This is a genomic window from Halobellus rufus (assembly GCF_000739575.1).
GTDB classification, from domain to species: Archaea; Halobacteriota; Halobacteria; order Halobacteriales; family Haloferacaceae; genus Haloquadratum; species Haloquadratum rufum.
On sequence record NZ_BBJO01000001.1, the window covers coordinates 42059 to 59100 of the forward strand.

Sequence of the window (17042 nt, forward strand, 5' to 3'; positions counted from 1 at the left end):
CTCGTCCATCTCGGTTGGGTAACAGCGAATACACTCGAGGGTATATTCCAGCGGCAGTCAGGACAGGTATGGTGGGATCGCGCCGGGGAGGGAGATGATCCAGAGGCTGATTACCGTATATCCGATCATCACCGCGATGAACGGATACTGACTCCGAATCGCGACGAGTCGGCTGGAGAAGAGATCATACGCGACCGCGTGCGCCGCCCAGATTGCGAGGAGATGCCCGATGAGTACTGACGCGATACCTAACCCCTCAAACCATGACGGTGGAGACAGAACCAGGGGGTTCGCTGGTGGGGACAGTGGTGAGGTGAGGGCCATCGTCAGTGCCGGGCTGAGGGAAACAAACAGCCCGGCGTAGTGAGCGAAGTGATATCCTGCTGCAATTGCCAGGAGTGGTGGAGCAAACTGAAACGCGATCGTCCGAGCGGTGATATAGGTGCCAGTCCCGCGTCGTGAGAGGCGGCCCGCATACCAGTATGCTCCTAGGAAGACGGCATACCCGCAGACGAACAGTATCGTGTACACGAGGACTGCGCGAACCTCCACGTTCGCGACCATGGCGGGGATAAAGCTGACGAGCGTCTCGACGGTCGTTACACCGGCACTCGTGGTGATGAAGCCGCTGTACGTTAGTTCCCAGATCAGCGCGATAATGAACGCGACGTCAGAGACATCGGTAACCACGTCCGAACTCCGAAGGTCACTTCCCGGTAGCTTCACCTGGATCTCGTCGTTCTCTCGTTGGAGGGGTGCAACAGCACCGTACAGCCGGAAGAGGACAGAGAGCGGATCTGCGTTATCAAACCACGATTCTGGGCCGAACAGGAGAGCGCCGGTAATCGTTATCGTCGAATAGATCAGGATTACCATCACGAGGACAGTCGGAACAGTACTGATGGGGAAAATAACCTCGACCCAGACGAGCACCAATAGCCCTCCAACGGCTGGCCAGCGTTGCAACGAATCTGGATACTCGCGGTAGCCGGAGGGAAGAATGGCAGCGATGGTCCGCCATGGATTGAGTACTGGCCAGACGTTCCCAACAAAATAGGTCACGATCGGGAGGCCGGCGCGAACCCCGGCGAACGTGAGCAAGATTGTGAGGCTCGCCGTTGGGAGCTGGGGTCCAGCAAACCCGAGAAATACCGACAGCACGAGAGCAGCGACTCCAAGACCGTGGCCGATCCAAACAAGAGGATCCCACCACCGTTCAATCGACGGAAGTGTCCGCGACCAGCTGTGTAGATAGCGGATGAACGCGCGATCGGTAACGAAACTCGCGAGGAGTGCGGATGCCCCAATTGTGGCACCTCCCGTCGCAAGATAGAGCCACTGCGGGACTGCCAGTGTGTCTCGTGATTGCTTCGAGAGCGTAAGTCCGTTCCCTGCCGCGACGGTATCCACGACGAACATCAACAGCGCGACCCACATGAGAAACTGCACGCCGACTCTGAATCGAGGTACCGATAGAACAGTTCTCAGTATGGTCGATAGAGACCATCCCTTCGACTCCTTCTTAGCACAGCCAGTTACGTCCATATCTGGATCACGCGAAGATGGCATAGAGGATTAATAATCCGAAGTATAACAGAACCAATACTGCGAGTGCTTTCAAGCGGAGCGTTCGGAGGTCCGCCTCCTCTTCGGTTACTGCGGACTCAAACGCCTCTTGCTCTGAATCGTCAAGCTGGCTAGGATGTTCTATCCCCTTGTGGAGCACGAGACGCTCGCTGGTTGGAAACGGATGCCCGCAATGCTCACAAGTGCCAGCGGGTGTTTCTTCCATCGGTATCGTAGTCCGTATTTGCGACATCACGATCTATCGCTGTTACGAAGAACTAACGAACTCGGCTATGAAACCGTTCTGGTTCGCCGTTCGAACGTCTCCTCTTGAATATCGAGCTACGTGGCGCCACCAATAGACGGAGATCGTCGGTTACAACAGATCTGCTATCAAGGAACGTAGTTGTCCAAGCACTCCCTTTGACGGCGGGGATGTGGCCTTTCTTTCAGAATGGTTGTGCTCGACCGAGGGCTGACTCTCCTCCTCGTGGTCTTCTTCGTAGGCGTCACAGTAAATGCACATAGGGAAGAGGAAGCAGTGTACCTGTATAAAACCACTTGCTGGAAATGCAGGATACACCGGAAAATCAGACTGCAGATTGGTCAAACCGGGAGAGAGCGAGTACGATACCAAGAATCATTGTAAGCCCGATTGTTGCGGCTAAGGCTCCATAAAGTGCCATACTCGCCGGTGTCGGATGAAAGATAACAACATCGAAAACGGAGATGTGCTGAATCTTTGGGCTCGTCCCGATAATTAACCCGAGTCCAGTGCCGACGGCGATCCCGATAAGTATGATGATCCCGAAGACGTGCTTCCCGCCATATGTACGTACCGTATCGTCCATACAGGTTAGTCGTGGACGATGGCGTAAGAACACTGCTGTTCGACTGGAGTTATTAACCTGAAGAGTTCGAAATAGTTTCTTCTGGCAAAACAGGATGGCTTGATAGCAGTCGATTTATTATGTTCGTAGCCGTAGCTCCATTAATGGCTGATCGATTTGAGAGTCACCACGCCAATATTCGATTGTCAGATGCCTGCCACCGATTGCCTAAAGGTGATGGTCTCTTGAGACGGCTAATAGCATGTCAAGGTGGACGTAATCAGGAGGTAGGACACAGGCAAACAAACGAGTTCCCGTTACTACCTAACGATGAGTGACGAGTCCGACACCAATTCAACCTACACGGGGGCAAGCCCGTGGCCGCTGTTCGTTGCACTCGGCTTAGCACTCTCTGAGGTTGGCGTCGTCCTCGGGCTGCGTCCAGTATCTGTCGCGGGCCTACTACTGTTCGTCGGATCGGTTGCCGGCATTCTGACGGAAGCAGGGTACGTCTCCCGACCTGCACGGGCAGCTGGTGTGCAAGGAGTCGCATTAGTCGGTATTGGGATTACGTTGGTCCTTCAGAATCAAACCGGGACTACGGTTCGTGGACAGTCGATCGCCATTGCAGGCCTCCTCAGCCTCCTCAGCGCACTCCTCTGGGTGGGGTTCATCCGGACACGTACTCGAGATTCGATGGCGACAACCGAGTCGACAGACACGACATCCGATTAACTCCACTACCTGATACAAATGGAATTTAACACGACAACGACCGCGATCGTGTTCATCATCCTGCTCGCCGTTCTTGTCGGCGGCACGGCGATGAGTCCGATGAGTACAAGTACCGTTGCGATGGTGAGTGTCGGCCTACTCATCTTCGGGGTCCTGTCGCTCGCCCTCGGCGTCAAACACGGCGAATACCGGGCAAGCCACCACCGATGAGACTTCCCAAGAAAGCACAGTTCGGGCTCACAGTTGTCGCAGCGATCCTCATTCCAGGGCTCGCCGATTACGCCTTGGCTTCAGCAGGCTACAAGACGCTTGCTGGGCTCGTCTGGACTGGAGGGTATGGCTTCGGTGTTGTCGCCATCTGGTACCTCTGGATTCGTCCGCTCGACCTCACCGGTCCCACGGGGATTCAGCTCACCGAGGACGAGGACGCAGATCAGGACAGCAATCCACCAGAGGGGAACGCTCCTTCGTCGTAACCCATGTGAATAGGTGACCCAGTACCGACTGGACCCCAAGACCCCATACTGGGATCTTGCCGCAGCCAAGCCGGGAATTAATAATACAGGACGAAAAATTTGTTAAAGATACTTATCCAGACGCGGTTTTATAGCAGCCAGTTTAATAATATTCCAGTACCTAGCTGCCAGTAATGACATCGTCCGACCGGGATTCACACGATTCAGGGGATGAATCCCACGACCACGGACACGACCATGATCATGACCACGAACACGACCACCACAACAATGGACAGGAAGCCGACCGCGTAACCGCGACCTCGTCGAATCAGGACGACGTCGCCCAGTTCTCGGTGCCCGAGATGGATTGCCCGTCCTGTGCGGGAAAGGTCGAAAATAGCGTCCGAAAACTCGACGGCATCAATACTGTTGACCCACAGGTGACGACCGGGACACTCTCTGTCTCATACGAGGGGAGTCGAACGTCGCCAGATGAGATTGGCGAGCGCATCGAAAAAGCTGGCTACACGGTCGAAAACCAGGGCGAGACGACCGCGACGTTCACAGTCCCTGAAATGGACTGTCCTTCCTGTGCGGGGAAAATCGAGAACGCCCTCGATGGTCTCTCGGGCCTCTCGAGCTACGACACCCAACCAACTACTGGAAAGGTGACCGTCACGTACGACGCAACGTCGCTCTCGCCACCAGACATCGTCGATGCCATCGAGGGCGCTGGCTACGAGGTGACCAATTCGACGGCAACTGACGCAGATACCGAGGACAGTCCCACCGACGAACGTGAGAGCGTCTGGACCAGTTCGCGGGCGATCAAAACGTGGATCAGCGGTGGGTTCGTCGCACTCGGCCTCCTCTTCGAGTTCTTCCTCACCGGCCAGAATATCCTCGTGGCCGAGATCGTCGGCCGCGAATTACTTGTCGCCGACCTCCTCTTCCTGATTGCCGTTGGGGTCGCTGGCCAGGTCATCTTCCGCAACGGCTACTACTCTGCGCTAAACCGTAACCTCGACATCGACCTGTTGATGAGCATCGCCATCAGCGGTGCCATCATCGCCAGTCTCGTCTTCGGCGAGTCACTCTACTTCGAGGCCGCCACGCTCGCGTTCCTGTTTAGTATTGCTGAACTCCTCGAACGCTATTCGATGGACCGCGCACGCAACTCCCTTAGAGAGTTGATGGATCTATCGCCGGACGAGGCGACAGTGAAACGGAACGGTGAAGAGGTGACGGTTCCCGTCGACGACGTGGCTATCGGCGATATCGTTGTCGTGCGCCCTGGTGAGAAGATCCCGATGGACGGCGAGGTTCTCGACGGGGAGAGTGCGGTCAACCAGGCCCCCATCACGGGCGAGAGCGTTCCCGTGGACAAGACGCCGGGCGACGAGGTGTACGCCGGCACAATCAACGAACAGGGATATCTCGAGGTGGAGGTCACCTCGGAGGCAAGCGACAATACGCTCTCGCGCATCGTCCAGTTGGTCGAAGACGCCCAGGCTAACAAAACCGAGCGCGAGCAGTTCGTCGAGCGCTTCTCGTCGTACTACACCCCGGTCGTCGTCGGCTTCGCAATCCTCGTCGCGGTTATCCCGCCCCTCGTGTGGGGTGCGTCGTGGACGACGTTCATCGTCTACGGCCTCACGTTGCTCGTACTCGCATGTCCGTGCGCGTTCGTCATCTCGACACCCGTCTCAGTCGTCTCGGGCATCACCAGCGCCGCGAAGAACGGCGTCCTCATCAAGGGCGGCAACCATCTCGAAGCGATGGGTGCCGTCGAAGCCATCGCGATGGATAAGACCGGCACGATCACCAAGGGCGAACTCACCGTCACCGACGTCGTTCCGTTGAACGGCAACAGCGAGGAAGACGTCCTCCAGTGTGCCCGTGGCCTCGAATCGCGGTCGGAACACCCCATCGGCGAGGCGATCGTCGGATTTGCTGAGGAGAGCGACGTCAGGGCGCCGATAGTTGACGACTTCGAGAGCATTACCGGGAAGGGCGTTGAGGCCGATCTCGACGGAAAGAAACACTACGCGGGTAAGCCCGGGCTCTTCGAGGAACTGGGCTTTGACCTTGATCACGTCCACGCGACGACCGACGGCGGCGTCGTCACGACGAAGAGTCAACAGCTGTGCGAGCGCAACGACTGCATTGATCTCTTGGAGGAGACGGTCCCCGAACTCCAGTCCCAGGGGAAGACCGTCGTTCTCGTCGGGACCGAGGACGAGATTGAGGGCGTCATCGCCGTGGCTGACGAGATTCGGCCCGCAGCGACGCAGGCGATCCAGCAGCTCCACGACTTGGGCGTTGAGCACATCATCATGCTCACGGGTGACAACGAACGGACTGCCCGAGCAATCGCCGACGAGGTCGGCGTCGACGAGTTCCGCGCGGAACTCCTGCCCGATGAGAAGGTCGAGGCGATCAAGGAACTCGACGAACAATATGACGGGGTCGCGATGATCGGCGACGGGGTTAATGATGCACCCGCGCTCGCGACGGCGACCGTGGGCGTCGCGATGGGCGCAGCTGGCACGGATACCGCCCTCGAAACGGCAGACATCGCGCTCATGAGCGACGACCTCTCGAAGCTGCCGTACCTCTACGAACTCTCTCACGACGCAAACAGCGTGATTCGGCAGAACATCTGGACGAGTCTCGGCGCCAAGGGTCTACTTGCACTGGGCGTTCCCTTTGGCCTCGTTCCAATTTGGGCAGCTGTCCTCATCGGTGACGCCGGGATGACAGTCGGCGTCACTGGAAATGCAATGCGCCTCTCCAGGATCAAGCCGGAGTCGTTACTGACCGAGTAATCCCACTAATGGCTGGGTTTAGGCATAGTACACCTACTGACTTCCCGTCAAGTAGCCATGCGGCAGTCCAGTCGAGGTATTGCAAGGTAGTGAATCGTCTCGGGGTCAAGCCCCGGGACATCCGCCTTGATCCAGGTGTAAACCATCGTTATTCGATAACCGTACCAGAACACCCAACCCGTTCGCTTGCTAATTTTCCAGTATGACCGTAGGCGATAGCTCTGTCTCCCGACGGGCATTTCTTCGGTCAGCCACGGCCGTGACAACGGCGACGGGCGCTACCGGAATCGCAGCTGCTCAAGAGGGACAGTCCAAAACAGTCGAGATGAACGACGATCTCAAATTCGTCCCTGCGGATCTGACGATTGCCCCCGGAACGACTGTGGTCTGGGAGAACGTCGGATCTATTGCTCACTCGGTCACTGCGTATGAAGACAACATCCCGGAGGGAGCATCGTACTTCGCGTCGGGTGGATTCGACGCGGAGCAAGCTGCTCGGTCTGCGTATCCTGATGGCAGCATCGAGGGGGGCGGAACCTACGAGTATACATTCGACACCGAAGGGACGTTCGATTACTTCTGCATCCCACACGAGTCCGCCGGAATGACGGGTACAGTTTCTGTTCAGCAAGGCGGTGGAGCTGAAGGAGGTGGTGGCGGAGAATCAGTTCCTCAAGTTCCTAATAGTGCAAAGACACTCGGCGTTGCCACGACTGGCGCGATGGTACTGACCCTTGGTCTCGCCTACTTTTTCATGAAATACGGTGGTGATTATGGCGAATTCGAAGAATAGCACTTTGCTCGATCATTATGACTGGCCAGTTGGAGACAACTACCACGTGCCGTTCAACTTCCTGGATAATCTCCTCAACAGAGACAGGTGGTTCCAACAGGCTGAAAGGACCCGACTCCACTCCCTGCAGTTGGCCAAGCCTCCGGACGCAATCGTCTCCACACTCAACCCCGCTTCGACGTAACGATGGCTGAGTGTGACGAGTGTGGCGCGGACGAGAACCTACCGTACCAGTGTCGTCGGTGTGGCAACACGTTCTGTGCCGCCCATCGCCTCCCGGAGAGTCACAATTGCCCCGGACTGAATGACTGGGCTAACCCCGATGGCGTTTTCGATTCTGGGTTTGATGACTCGATCCAGAATCGAGGTCGTGCCGAGGAGGGTGTGCTCAAGCGGGTAAAGTCTACTGTTGGACGACAAACGTCCACCCATAGTGTGGTCAATTTCTTCCCGGGAGGTCTGACCAATGTCTTCCTTGTGCTGATGTGGGTGACGTTTGCGATGCAGTTCGTCATTTTTCCCGTTCTCTTCGGAATCTCTCCCGGATCATCTCTGTGGCGGTCAGTGTTCGTCCTCTCGACACAGCATCCACTGTATGTCTGGACGTGGCTCACAGCTATCTTCGCCCACGGTGGCTTCACACACATCGCCGTCAATAGTATCGCACTGTACTTCTTCGGACCAGTCGTCGAGCGTCGCCTCGGGGCAATGCGCTTCACAGTGCTATTTCTCGCCACGGGCGTGCTCGCTGGGCTCGCACAGGTTGGGGCGACACTGCTCCTGAATCCTGGAGTACAGTCGGGAGTTGTCGGCGCGTCGGGAGCCATCATGGCTGTCATGGGGGTACTCACCGTTCTCCGACCCAAGCTCACGGTATATCTGTACTTCGTACTCCCAATCCCGCTCTGGATGCTTACCATCGGGTTCGCCGTTTTTTCGACCGTCGCCGGCTTTTCCTCGATAGGTCCTGGGGGTGTAGCGAACTGGGCCCACCTCGTGGGGATCGGTATCGGCCTTGCGTACGGAGCGGTTGTCAAGAAAGGACAAAACGTCCCCGAATCGATTCACGTTGGTCGCGGTCCGGGCCGCTCAGGCCGGCGCCGCTTCTGAAAGAACGCACAGACGAGTCACCATCCATTATCATCATCCGCCTCGAGAAATCCCGCCACGTTTGTTCAGCTTGAAAGACGAGCACCCACAAGAAGTGCAGCACCAATGAATACGATCGCGAAAATAGCGCTTTCGAGTGGGCCGATCACTTCGAAGACGTCATTTGCGACGGTCCAGATAGCATCAGCGTACAGAACAATGAGGAGGCCGAGCGTAAGCATCACCATCGCAAGCCCTGAACCATGCACGTCAAGGTCCATCCCGTTTCCGAACTTACGAGCCACTGATCAAAAGTCTGCGGCAGCATTATGAAGATACAGGTTACCTACAGGGATGATATCTGATGATTGACTTCGATGATGGAGACCAATTATTGAACATCATCGGAGTTATCCTACTAGTATTCATCATTCTCTCCGTGGCGGTTCTCATCCTCGCAGCTATGTCCGCTCAGGAACGATCCGCTGAGCAACCAGAGACAGACTGGGACCTGCAACAAATTAATGAGAGCTATGTCAGGATCATACATGCTGGTGGCGAACCTGTTCAGACAGGGAAACTCAGCGTGACCGTTGATGGAACCCCTCGTCATCCCCAGTGGACCTCGATCACTCTTACAGAAGGCGCATACGGAGTCGTCCGAGTGGGGGACGGTGTCACGGTAACGCTCTTGTGGCAACACTCAGAATCAGAGCGGGACGTATTGCAACGGTGGCAGCTCTCCAGAACGACAACTCAGTGATTTCCCACGCACCTGATCGGCATTTCCACCTATCGAATAGATTTTAGGTCCGCTCTTCTAGGGTAGGTTGTAGATTCGTTCATAGGCTGTGATAGGCGGATAGCTTGGGCTTGACCCCAAGCAGGAAGCCGATAGGCTTAGTTGACTTCGGTTCCGTATCAGGGGCACGTCCTCCAAGGCCACACGTGTCTGGATGATTGGGCTACCAGTCAACTGGCCCCGAAGTCGGGGACGGCGAGTCCGAGTGGGAACAGAGTGGTTCCGCCCGTCAGAGGGGGAGTCCACCGACAAGCCCCGTCCATTGTGGTCGGGGCAGCTGACAACGTCGTCCTGTTCAGTATAACGCGAATGGCGGTCGGCAGATGGAACGGTGGAAGATCAAGTCGGGGAAACTCAGTAGACGACGTAGAGCAGCAGATAGACGACGATACCGAGTGTGAACGAGACGAGCCACAGCGACGTGGCGATTCGTCCTATCGTCGGATGACGCGTCTGTGGAATCTCTTGGATTGGCCGCGTCATCGCAAGAAGGAGCACGTAGTAAAGCAATGGAACGCAGATGATGGCGAGCGTGATGTGAATTGCGAGGAGCGGTAAGTAGGCGAACTGGCGGATGGCTGCCGGACCCGTGAACGGAGTCGGCCCTTGCAGTGCCACCTTGTACAAATAGAGCGTGAGAAACACCGCAAATAAGACCACACTCGTGAGCATCGCCGCTCGATGACGGGCGATCCGACCGCCACGAATCCAATACCATCCGGCTCCAATAGTGAGTATAGCGAGTCCACTGATGATCGCGTTGACGAACGGAATTACGCTGAGCACCCACGCTGGGGCTCGTGGAAGAAGGCTCTTCGGGATCGCTCCAAGGGCGGCGCCAAATACGAGCGCCAGTGAAATGATGGACAGGAGTCCAGCGACTTCCGGGACGCGGTCTTTCACACGATACTCCATATTTGGACTGTCTCAGTTCAAGCACTTGAAATCGGCGAGTGATGTTGCAGATGGATTAAGGTACGACTGGGAAGAGCCCGCGTCCACGGCATTTACTCGGGACAGTCGTGTTCGTCTCGTCAATCGCCCTCCTGTGGTGGCGTCCCACCGTGTGACTCATATCAGCTTTACATATTGTATTGACTGTCGGCCCCGACGGGCCTCCACCCATAGAGGCAGCCAGCAATCGTGGATGCCCCGGTCGCCAGCACACTTCCTCTCCAGCGAAGTACCGTTCGTCGTGAGTACCCCTTTATTGTTGTATTCCATGTGTATGGGAATCATCCGTTGGTTCGAGCTTTTTCACCCGCGTCGCCAGCGCGAGGAACGTCGCGGCGAGCGTCAGCGTCACTGCCGCGGCCGCCGCGAGGTCATGGGCTCGCACCGAGTGGTCGAGTGCCCCGTTGACGAGTTCGACCCGCAGGAACGTGTGATGGAACTCCCCAACGAGCGGCGCGAAGTAGTCCACGACATCGTTAACTCCGTACCAGACGGTGGCGACTGCGACCGCACTGACTGGGAACTCGGCGTAGCGATAGATCAGGAACGACTGCAAACTCATCGCGAGATGGCTGACAATGAGAAACCAGTAGAGCCAGGGTTCAATGCCGCCCGGCCCGTTGAGAAACAGCTGGACGAACGGCGTCCAAAGCCCGAGTTTGATGTTGCCGAAGAAGGCGAGCATGTGGAGCCACTCGACATCGTAGTCCAGCTTCCACGCGGCGAGACTAAGCGCGATCAACAGCGTTGCGCCGGGGCTATCTGGGACGAACGGCCACATAACGAACGGCGTCTGGGTGAACTGGAAGCGGTAGTACCAGAACCCGAACGCAGTCCCGGCGAGATTGATCGCGACGACGAGCCACGCATACCGAAGTGCGAAGTCCTCGAGACGCCGGGGAAGCGGCGCGAGGTACGAGGGGAGATCGTCCCGAGAGATGGTGGTTGCCATTAGCCACCCGGCTCACATTCTCGACTCGCTATCGGAGCGGTTCATCATGATGATTCCGCTGATCAACATCAGGACCGCGAGCGCGACCATCCCGAGGTCCCAGCCCATCCCGGCAGTCATCGACGAGCCCATACCACCGCTCATACTTCCACTCATACTGCTGTCCATCCCCGTTCCCATACCGCCTCCCATCCCCCAGTTCATGCTCCCAGTAACGCCGACGATGGCCTGGTTGAGCAACATCACCAGCGAGTAGCCGATCATCAGCGCCCCACTCGCGTTTCCGAGTCGGCTGGCGTAGGGCGTCAGCAGGACGACGCCGTGAACGACTACGACAACGCCGAGGACCGCCATGAGAAGCCCGCTGTTCGAACTCATCATCCCGCTGCCGGTGGTCGCAGAGAACAGCGAATACACTCCCGAGACGAGGGCGATTGCCGCGCCGTACTGTCGTGTCGTATCGTTCGTGTTCATCGTATCCATTATCAGACTCCAAGCATCATTCGGAGTGATCCGCGAACGCCCATCGGCAGCCCGATTGCCCCGATGAAGAACGTCATGAGCCACCACCAGGTCCGGTTCATTTCAGGCTTCGCGTCCGCGAGGTACCACACGATACCACCGGTGACGAGGAATTTGAGAACGAACGTCGATCCAGGAAATCCGGTCGCTTGATAGATGAGGTTGGTCAGAAACATCTTCGGCGAATACCCGAGGAAGGTAACGCCAATGAGGTTTTGTGCTGCGTCCCACAGTTGGCCGAAGACGGCGAGCAGGAGCATCGGATGACGGAGGTGGGCGACATCAACGAATCTCACGCCCCAGTAGTACAAAGCGGTCACACCGAGCGCAATCCCCGTCGTCGCAACCGGGACCCAGAGTCGAAGCGGAGCGGCTGTTGTCGCCCCGTACAGGAATGCCCAGCCGACAGCGCCTACCGCCCAGATTGCTCCAACTACACCGACGGTCCCCGGAATCGAAAGGAATCCCCGGTTACGAGCCAATGCTCCGACGCCGAGTGCAAGGATCGTAATGGCGGTGACGACGAGATAAATCGTAGGCGTGATGAACAAGACAGCATAGTCGCCGAGCAGCCCGATGTCCTCCAGCGCTCGCATCGCTCCGCCGGCGATAATTATCGGTGCGAATCCGTAGGCTAGTCGAGCGTCGAATGTGACGTTCAGGTACCGTAGATATGCACGCAATCCCGGGAAACTATACCCGACTGCGGCGAGATACGTCGCTGTGTTCACAATATTGTAGCCGGTAACTGCGCGAACGCCGTCGTGGACTACGGGACGGCCAGCAGCATCTGCGACGACCGGCCCCCAGAGATATTGCCAAATAAAGCGGTCGTAGACGAGAGCCGGAAACACAAGCATGGAGATCGCACCAAGGACAATTGGAGCCAGAAGATAAAGCAACCACCATTCCTTGCTTCCTGTCTCAGGGAGAGCTTCTACTGTCTGCTTCGAGAAATAAGAACTCATTTCGAACGTCTATACGTTATCTTTGCCTCACCGACTAAAGTGTCTGGGTACTATTCCGCTGGAGTAGTGAACTACCCCACCCTACTCGCTCACCGCTGACGCGGTTCGCTCTTTGAGGGTGGGGCTTCCTGTTTCCACGACGTGCTTTGCAGATACGGACGTATCCACAGGGAGCGCAGTCTCCACAGGCGTTGATTCGGAGTGAACCACTCCTACTTCTTCAAGACCGCGAGAAAGAATATTCCACGCCGCGTTCGCGTCCCTGTCTGCCTCAAACCCACAGGCTGGACAGGAGTGTTCGCGCACCCACAGCGGCTTCTCCGTTGAGACACCGCAGGACGCGCACTCCTTGGTCGTCCCTCTTGGATTCACCGCGACAAAGTGCGTTCCTTCGCGCTCACACTTGTATTCGAGCATCCGCAAGAACATCCCCCACGCCGCACCCGCTCGGTTCCGCGAGTTGCCCGGTAGTTCGACCAAACCTTTCGCGTCCAAGTCTTCAACCGCTACAAAGTCGTACTGGCGGGCGTAGTGGTTCGACAACTTGTGAAGGAAGTCCCGACGCTTGTGCTTCAGGTCGGCGTGTCGTTCGGCCACAACTCGGCGCTGTTTCTCCCAATTCGCAGAGCCGTGTTCCTTCCGCGAGAGGTCACGTTGTGCGCGTTCGAGTCGCTCACGTTCCTCGCTGAAGTCGGGACTCTCGATGGCGTACCCGTCGGTGTCGTGAGCGTACTTGAGGATTCCCACGTCGATGCCAACGACCCGCTCGGGATTCTGCGGCTTCTCTGGTGTAGCCTCGTCCACGTCGATGCCGAACGTGGCATACCACTCGCCCGTGGGTTCGCGTTTGACCGCGACCTGTTTGATGGTCGCGTTCTCGGGGATGTCTCGGTGGAGGTGAATCGGAATCTCGCCGATCTTGCTCAACCACAACGTGGGCCGACCACTCGTATTCTTGAGTTCGAAGCCGGACTGGTTGTAGGTGAGCGACCGATACTCCCGAGGTGGTTTCCACTTGAGCATTCCCACGGCGCGTCCATGCTCCTTCTGTGCTTTAAGTGTGGAGAGGTTGTCGTAGACGCGCTTGACGACCATCTGGAGAACTTTCGAGTGGACATCGCCGAGGTCGTCCCACCACGATTTGAGGTCAGGGAGTCGCCCCTGCACTTCGTAGCGGGCGGGGATGTCGTCTGCCTCGTTGAGCAGGTGGAGGACGTGGTTGTAGAGTTGCCTACAAGTATCGACGTGGTACAGAAGCTCTTCTTCGAGGGTTTCTGGCGGGTTGAGTCGATACTTGTAGTTGTAGTGCATGGGCTATTCGTCTGGGTCGGGATCGGAGACGCGGACGACTTTCACGTCGGCTCCGCGCCAGCGTTTGGGAACGATGACGTGGGCGCTGTTCCCTGACGGTTTTGCCGTCCCGTCGAGGACTTCCTCACCTTCGATTTCAAACCTATCCACACTGATGTATAGACTATGGATAGACATAAAGGTAGCGGTGGGCCTGTGAGCCGAGCGGTGAACGTGTTTGAGGACTGTGCGGCGCTGTATCCCCTCCCTACTGCGCTACTCGGTCGCTTCGCTCCCTGCGTTGCTCCTTGAGGAAGGGGACTTAGCGCCTAATTCCAGTTAACTCCCGCTCGCTCACAAAACACTTGTTGTGACGTAGGGTTGTCCAATATATCTGGTATAATCCAGGTATCCAGTCTTTCTGGTCTGTCACCCAGAGCATCATCGTTTCTCTATGTGTGGGACACGGGACTACGCCCTCGTACGATCGAATCTCCGGCCCGTACTCTTAACCTAGTTAATGCAGAACGCGTAGATGGGTGATTTTGCTTGGGAACTACTCAGAGCCACAATAGCGGACACGGTCATGGTAATGGCGAACGGAGCATCCGGAAATTGGCTGGCGTCGCCCTAATCAATATTGTCGGCTTTGTGATCGAACTCGCTGGTGGTCTCCTCTTTGGTTCCGTGGCACTGGTCGGCGACGCCTTCCATATGCTGTTCGACGCGCTTGCGTACGTTCTTGCCTTCGGTGCCGCCTACGTCTCGCGACGTGCTGAACCGGGTGAATACTGGTCGTACGGGCTGGACCGGGTTGAGCCGTTTACTGCGTTTCTGAACGGCATCCTCCTCGTCCCGATGGTCGGCTACCTCGTCTGGGAGTCCTATCAGCGATTCCTCAACCCAGTCGAGATAGATCCGTTAATGACTGCGGGACTCGCCACAGGCGGACTGCTCGTGAACTTTGCATCTGTGTACTACTTACAGGGAGGCGAAATGAACCTCAACGAGAAGGGGGCGTACTATCATCTCATCGGGGATACCGGCGCGTCTGTCGCCGTCATCGTTTCGATGCTCGTCGTTGAGTTCACGGGATCGACACTCGCTGACCCGATCACTGCGGTGTTGATCGCGGTCATCATTATCTGGTCGGCCGTGAAACTGCTCAGAGAGAGTGGAGAGATTTTCTTCCAGCGAAGCCCGGTCTCGGTCGACGAAATCGAAAACCGACTGCGGGAGGTTGACGGCGTGGTCTCGATCGCCGATGTCCACGTCTGGCAGCTATCGAGTACGATTCGCGTCGCGTCCATGCATCTCCAAGATAACGTCCAATCTCTCGAAGAACGAGAGAAGCTCAAGAAGCGCGTCGTCGACGTACTCCACGAGGAATTCGGCGTCGACCACGCGACGGTCGATATGTCCGCTGAAACGAGCGAGTTATCCCAGGTTCCAGACCATAGCTGATAATAGTACCTATCACGCACGTATTCAGTAGGTTTCAGGCAGCATCCGTCAAACAGCGATCAAGTACTACTGCAGTGACGCTCGGCATCTACAGCGAGGACTCTTGAGCGTATCGTACCAGCCCCCAATACCGCCGGAGCTTAATGTCTCCGAGGCAATAGTCGATCATGCGCCACCTCGGTTTGAAAGCTCGGATGGCCGTCGTCGGTTCCGTCCTGTTCGCCTTCTACGCCGTCGCCGCGGTCGTGGTGATGGGCGTGTTCGGCTGGCCGCTCTGGCTTGTTCTCCTCGGGAGTATTGGTTTCGTCGGCGTCCAGTATAAACTCGGCAAATGGATGGCGCTCCGGAGTGTCGGTGCTGAGGAGCTCCCTGAAGACCGCTATTCGGATATTCATCGACGAGTCGAATCGCTTGCCGATGATATGGGCATCGAGAAACCTCGGCTCATGATCGCCCGGATGGGTGTTCCGAACGCCTTCGCCATCGGTCGGAAGGGAGCCGGGACGGTCGTCGTCTCCGAAGAACTACTGCAACGCCTCGAACCGGATGAGGTTGAGGGCGTCCTCGCACACGAACTCGCCCACATCCGAAACCGCGACGTCGTGATGATGGTGCTCGGCCAAGGTGTCGCCTCTATCGTCGCGATCGTTGCTCAGTGGGCCGTCCTCCTGTCGGGAGACAACGACCTCGCGGACTTCTTCCTTGCAATCGTTGTTGGGCAGATCACGCAGATGCTCGTGATGCTGTTCGTGTTCGCCATCTCGAGGTACCGCGAGTACGTCGCCGACAGCGACGCCGCATCAGAAATTGGGAGCGGCGAACCGCTTGCGACGGCACTTGAAAAGATCAGCCGGGGCACCGAACGGGCGCGTGAGTCGGAGGTTGATGCTCAGGTGAACGCCTTGTGTATCTTCGGCGAGGAACGCGGCCTCGCCCGCCTGTTCGCGACGCATCCACCAGTCGAAAAACGCATCGAGCGCCTTCGCAGGTAGATGGCCGCCTTACGGACGCTCCTAGCAGCCGTCCTCGGAATCGGCATAGGAATCCTGTTGCTCGCATATCCAGAGACCGTAATCCGCGTTCAGACCGCAGGTCGCATTCCCTCAGATCGAAGTGGTGAGTACGGTACCGAGGCCCCGGTCTCGGATCGCTGGCGGCGGGTGGCACAGCTCGTCGGGGGCGCCTCACTTGGCCTCGGACTCTACTTTGGCGCAATCGCAGTTATGTGACGGGAGAAAACGTCTCAAGAAACGGATGAGGCAGAGTTGACGCCGACGTGGGGTGAGAGGGGGTCGGGAGTGAGTGGGGGGTGGGCTACGGGACAGGTGGCCTCTGACAGCGGCGATGCCTATCAGGGTATCACCCCACAATAGCGTCTTGGAGTAGGGGAACTTATGGTTTTCTCATAAAAAACCGATACCAGACGAACAGCGCCAGCTGACCACGACGACACCGGCCGGAAAGGCTACATAACGGTAGACCACGAACGCCCGAAAAATAATCGCCAGATGACTGTTGACCAGAACGACGTACAACGACATGTCGATTCCGGCTGAGACCGTTGAGCACGAGTTGGACGTACGGCGTCCAGAGGCCGAGTTTGATATTGCCGTAGAAGGCGAACATATGGAGACATTCCTGTTCGTCCCCGAGCTTCCTAGTGGCGAGACGGAGCGCCATGAACAAGGTGGTAGCCAGACTATCGGGGATGACCGGCCACATGACGAGTGGTGTCTGTGCGAACCGGAAGCGATAGTACCAGAACCCAAACGTGGTGCCCGCGAGTTAGTT

Annotated in this window: 20 protein-coding genes; 9 read left to right on the forward strand and 11 right to left on the reverse strand. The window is 57.2% G+C overall.

What is annotated here, in order from left to right; all coding sequences use genetic code 11:
- Positions 1–57 precede the first annotated feature (57 nt).
- The 3 genes from ACP99_RS00220 to ACP99_RS00230 form a co-directional block, all read right to left on the reverse strand.
- The gene (locus ACP99_RS00220; protein ID WP_231554186.1) at positions 58–1545 is read right to left on the reverse strand and encodes a hypothetical protein; all 1488 of its coding nucleotides are present in this window, start codon (positions 1543–1545) and stop codon (positions 58–60) included.
- Between the two features lie 7 nt (positions 1546–1552).
- Positions 1553–1792 (reverse strand): DNA-binding protein, encoded by a 240-nt coding sequence (locus ACP99_RS00225; protein WP_197052305.1) that lies wholly within the window; start codon positions 1790–1792, stop codon positions 1553–1555.
- Between the two features lie 364 nt (positions 1793–2156).
- Entirely contained in the window at positions 2157–2417 is a 261-nt protein-coding gene (locus tag ACP99_RS00230) for a DUF7520 family protein (RefSeq protein WP_049984667.1), read from the reverse strand.
- Positions 2418–2726: 309 nt separating this feature from the next.
- Between ACP99_RS00230 and ACP99_RS21305 the strand changes: the two genes are divergently transcribed.
- From ACP99_RS21305 to ACP99_RS00260, 6 genes are all read left to right on the forward strand, one after another.
- Complete coding sequence (locus tag ACP99_RS21305; RefSeq protein ID WP_049984668.1) at positions 2727–3131, forward strand: DUF7541 family protein; 405 nt, start codon at positions 2727–2729, stop codon at positions 3129–3131.
- Positions 3132–3149: 18 nt separating this feature from the next.
- On the forward strand, positions 3150–3341 hold the full coding sequence (locus ACP99_RS00240; RefSeq protein ID WP_049984669.1) for a DUF7333 family protein: 192 nt from the start codon (positions 3150–3152) through the stop codon (positions 3339–3341).
- On the forward strand, positions 3338–3607 hold the full coding sequence (locus ACP99_RS00245; protein WP_049984670.1) for a hypothetical protein: 270 nt from the start codon (positions 3338–3340) through the stop codon (positions 3605–3607). The genes ACP99_RS00240 and ACP99_RS00245 overlap by 4 nt, the downstream gene beginning before the upstream one ends.
- 173 nt (positions 3608–3780) lie before the next feature.
- Positions 3781–6417 (forward strand): heavy metal translocating P-type ATPase, encoded by a 2637-nt coding sequence (locus tag ACP99_RS00250; protein WP_049984671.1) that lies wholly within the window; start codon positions 3781–3783, stop codon positions 6415–6417.
- Between the two features lie 202 nt (positions 6418–6619).
- A complete protein-coding gene (locus ACP99_RS18810) occupies positions 6620–7210 on the forward strand; it encodes a plastocyanin/azurin family copper-binding protein (RefSeq protein WP_081926966.1) in 591 nt (196 codons plus the stop codon).
- 186 nt (positions 7211–7396) lie between these two features.
- Positions 7397–8320, forward strand: coding sequence for a rhomboid family intramembrane serine protease (locus ACP99_RS00260; RefSeq protein WP_049984672.1), 924 nt, complete (start codon positions 7397–7399; stop codon positions 8318–8320).
- 65 nt (positions 8321–8385) lie between these two features.
- On the opposite strand, the gene ACP99_RS00265 is transcribed toward ACP99_RS00260, so the two are convergent.
- Entirely contained in the window at positions 8386–8580 is a 195-nt protein-coding gene (locus ACP99_RS00265) for a hypothetical protein (RefSeq protein WP_049984673.1), read from the reverse strand.
- Positions 8581–8663: 83 nt separating this feature from the next.
- On the opposite strand from ACP99_RS00265, the gene ACP99_RS18815 reads away from it, so the two are divergent.
- Entirely contained in the window at positions 8664–9062 is a 399-nt protein-coding gene (locus ACP99_RS18815) for a type IV pilin N-terminal domain-containing protein (RefSeq protein WP_081926968.1), read from the forward strand.
- A gap of 393 nt (positions 9063–9455) precedes the next feature.
- On the opposite strand, the gene ACP99_RS00275 is transcribed toward ACP99_RS18815, so the two are convergent.
- The 6 genes from ACP99_RS00275 to ACP99_RS19745 all read right to left on the reverse strand — a co-directional run bounded on the left by ACP99_RS00275 (position 9456) and on the right by ACP99_RS19745 (position 13958).
- Positions 9456–10016: a DUF420 domain-containing protein gene (locus ACP99_RS00275; protein ID WP_049984675.1), complete on the reverse strand. Its 561-nt coding sequence runs from the start codon at positions 10014–10016 to the stop codon at positions 9456–9458.
- A gap of 292 nt (positions 10017–10308) precedes the next feature.
- A complete protein-coding gene (locus ACP99_RS00280; RefSeq protein WP_049984676.1) occupies positions 10309–11007 on the reverse strand; it encodes a DUF1405 domain-containing protein in 699 nt (232 codons plus the stop codon).
- A 12-nt stretch (positions 11008–11019) separates the two neighbouring features.
- Positions 11020–11481, reverse strand: coding sequence for a hypothetical protein (locus tag ACP99_RS00285; RefSeq protein ID WP_049984746.1), 462 nt, complete (start codon positions 11479–11481; stop codon positions 11020–11022).
- Positions 11482–11492: 11 nt separating this feature from the next.
- A complete protein-coding gene (locus tag ACP99_RS00290; protein WP_049984677.1) occupies positions 11493–12497 on the reverse strand; it encodes a DUF63 family protein in 1005 nt (334 codons plus the stop codon).
- An 81-nt stretch (positions 12498–12578) separates the two neighbouring features.
- A complete protein-coding gene (locus ACP99_RS00295; RefSeq protein ID WP_049984678.1) occupies positions 12579–13808 on the reverse strand; it encodes an RNA-guided endonuclease InsQ/TnpB family protein in 1230 nt (409 codons plus the stop codon).
- A 3-nt stretch (positions 13809–13811) separates the two neighbouring features.
- Positions 13812–13958 (reverse strand): DUF2080 family transposase-associated protein, encoded by a 147-nt coding sequence (locus ACP99_RS19745; RefSeq protein WP_139246813.1) that lies wholly within the window; start codon positions 13956–13958, stop codon positions 13812–13814.
- 444 nt (positions 13959–14402) lie between these two features.
- On the opposite strand from ACP99_RS19745, the gene ACP99_RS00300 reads away from it, so the two are divergent.
- A complete protein-coding gene (locus ACP99_RS00300) occupies positions 14403–15251 on the forward strand; it encodes a cation diffusion facilitator family transporter (RefSeq protein WP_197052306.1) in 849 nt (282 codons plus the stop codon).
- Positions 15252–15418: 167 nt separating this feature from the next.
- Entirely contained in the window at positions 15419–16243 is an 825-nt protein-coding gene (locus ACP99_RS00305) for a M48 family metalloprotease (protein ID WP_049984680.1), read from the forward strand.
- Between the two features lie 400 nt (positions 16244–16643).
- On the opposite strand, the gene ACP99_RS21455 is transcribed toward ACP99_RS00305, so the two are convergent.
- A complete protein-coding gene (locus tag ACP99_RS21455; RefSeq protein WP_081926978.1) occupies positions 16644–16973 on the reverse strand; it encodes a DUF1405 domain-containing protein in 330 nt (109 codons plus the stop codon).
- Between the last annotated feature and the right edge of the window lie 69 nt (positions 16974–17042).

Excerpts from the sequence above, each read along its gene's own strand:
- ACP99_RS00220 (WP_231554186.1), bottom strand. The coding sequence starts at position 1,545 with ATGGACGTAACTGGCTGTGCTAAGAAGGAGTCGAAGGGATGGTCTCTA.
- ACP99_RS00225 (WP_197052305.1), bottom strand. The coding sequence starts at position 1,792 with ATGGAAGAAACACCCGCTGGCACTTGTGAGCATTGCGGGCATCCGTTT.
- ACP99_RS00230 (WP_049984667.1), bottom strand. The coding sequence starts at position 2,417 with ATGGACGATACGGTACGTACATATGGCGGGAAGCACGTCTTCGGGATC.
- ACP99_RS21305 (WP_049984668.1), top strand. The coding sequence starts at position 2,727 with ATGAGTGACGAGTCCGACACCAATTCAACCTACACGGGGGCAAGCCCG.
- ACP99_RS00240 (WP_049984669.1), top strand. The coding sequence starts at position 3,150 with ATGGAATTTAACACGACAACGACCGCGATCGTGTTCATCATCCTGCTC.
- ACP99_RS00245 (WP_049984670.1), top strand. The coding sequence starts at position 3,338 with ATGAGACTTCCCAAGAAAGCACAGTTCGGGCTCACAGTTGTCGCAGCG.
- ACP99_RS00250 (WP_049984671.1), top strand. The coding sequence starts at position 3,781 with ATGACATCGTCCGACCGGGATTCACACGATTCAGGGGATGAATCCCAC.
- ACP99_RS18810 (WP_081926966.1), top strand. The coding sequence starts at position 6,620 with ATGACCGTAGGCGATAGCTCTGTCTCCCGACGGGCATTTCTTCGGTCA.
- ACP99_RS00260 (WP_049984672.1), top strand. The coding sequence starts at position 7,397 with ATGGCTGAGTGTGACGAGTGTGGCGCGGACGAGAACCTACCGTACCAG.
- ACP99_RS00265 (WP_049984673.1), bottom strand. The coding sequence starts at position 8,580 with ATGGACCTTGACGTGCATGGTTCAGGGCTTGCGATGGTGATGCTTACG.
- ACP99_RS18815 (WP_081926968.1), top strand. The coding sequence starts at position 8,664 with ATGATTGACTTCGATGATGGAGACCAATTATTGAACATCATCGGAGTT.
- ACP99_RS00275 (WP_049984675.1), bottom strand. The coding sequence starts at position 10,016 with ATGGAGTATCGTGTGAAAGACCGCGTCCCGGAAGTCGCTGGACTCCTG.
- ACP99_RS00280 (WP_049984676.1), bottom strand. The coding sequence starts at position 11,007 with ATGGCAACCACCATCTCTCGGGACGATCTCCCCTCGTACCTCGCGCCG.
- ACP99_RS00285 (WP_049984746.1), bottom strand. The coding sequence starts at position 11,481 with ATGAACACGAACGATACGACACGACAGTACGGCGCGGCAATCGCCCTC.
- ACP99_RS00290 (WP_049984677.1), bottom strand. The coding sequence starts at position 12,497 with ATGAGTTCTTATTTCTCGAAGCAGACAGTAGAAGCTCTCCCTGAGACA.
- ACP99_RS00295 (WP_049984678.1), bottom strand. The coding sequence starts at position 13,808 with ATGCACTACAACTACAAGTATCGACTCAACCCGCCAGAAACCCTCGAA.
- ACP99_RS00305 (WP_049984680.1), top strand. The coding sequence starts at position 15,419 with ATGCGCCACCTCGGTTTGAAAGCTCGGATGGCCGTCGTCGGTTCCGTC.
- ACP99_RS21455 (WP_081926978.1), bottom strand. The coding sequence starts at position 16,973 with ATGTGGCCGGTCATCCCCGATAGTCTGGCTACCACCTTGTTCATGGCG.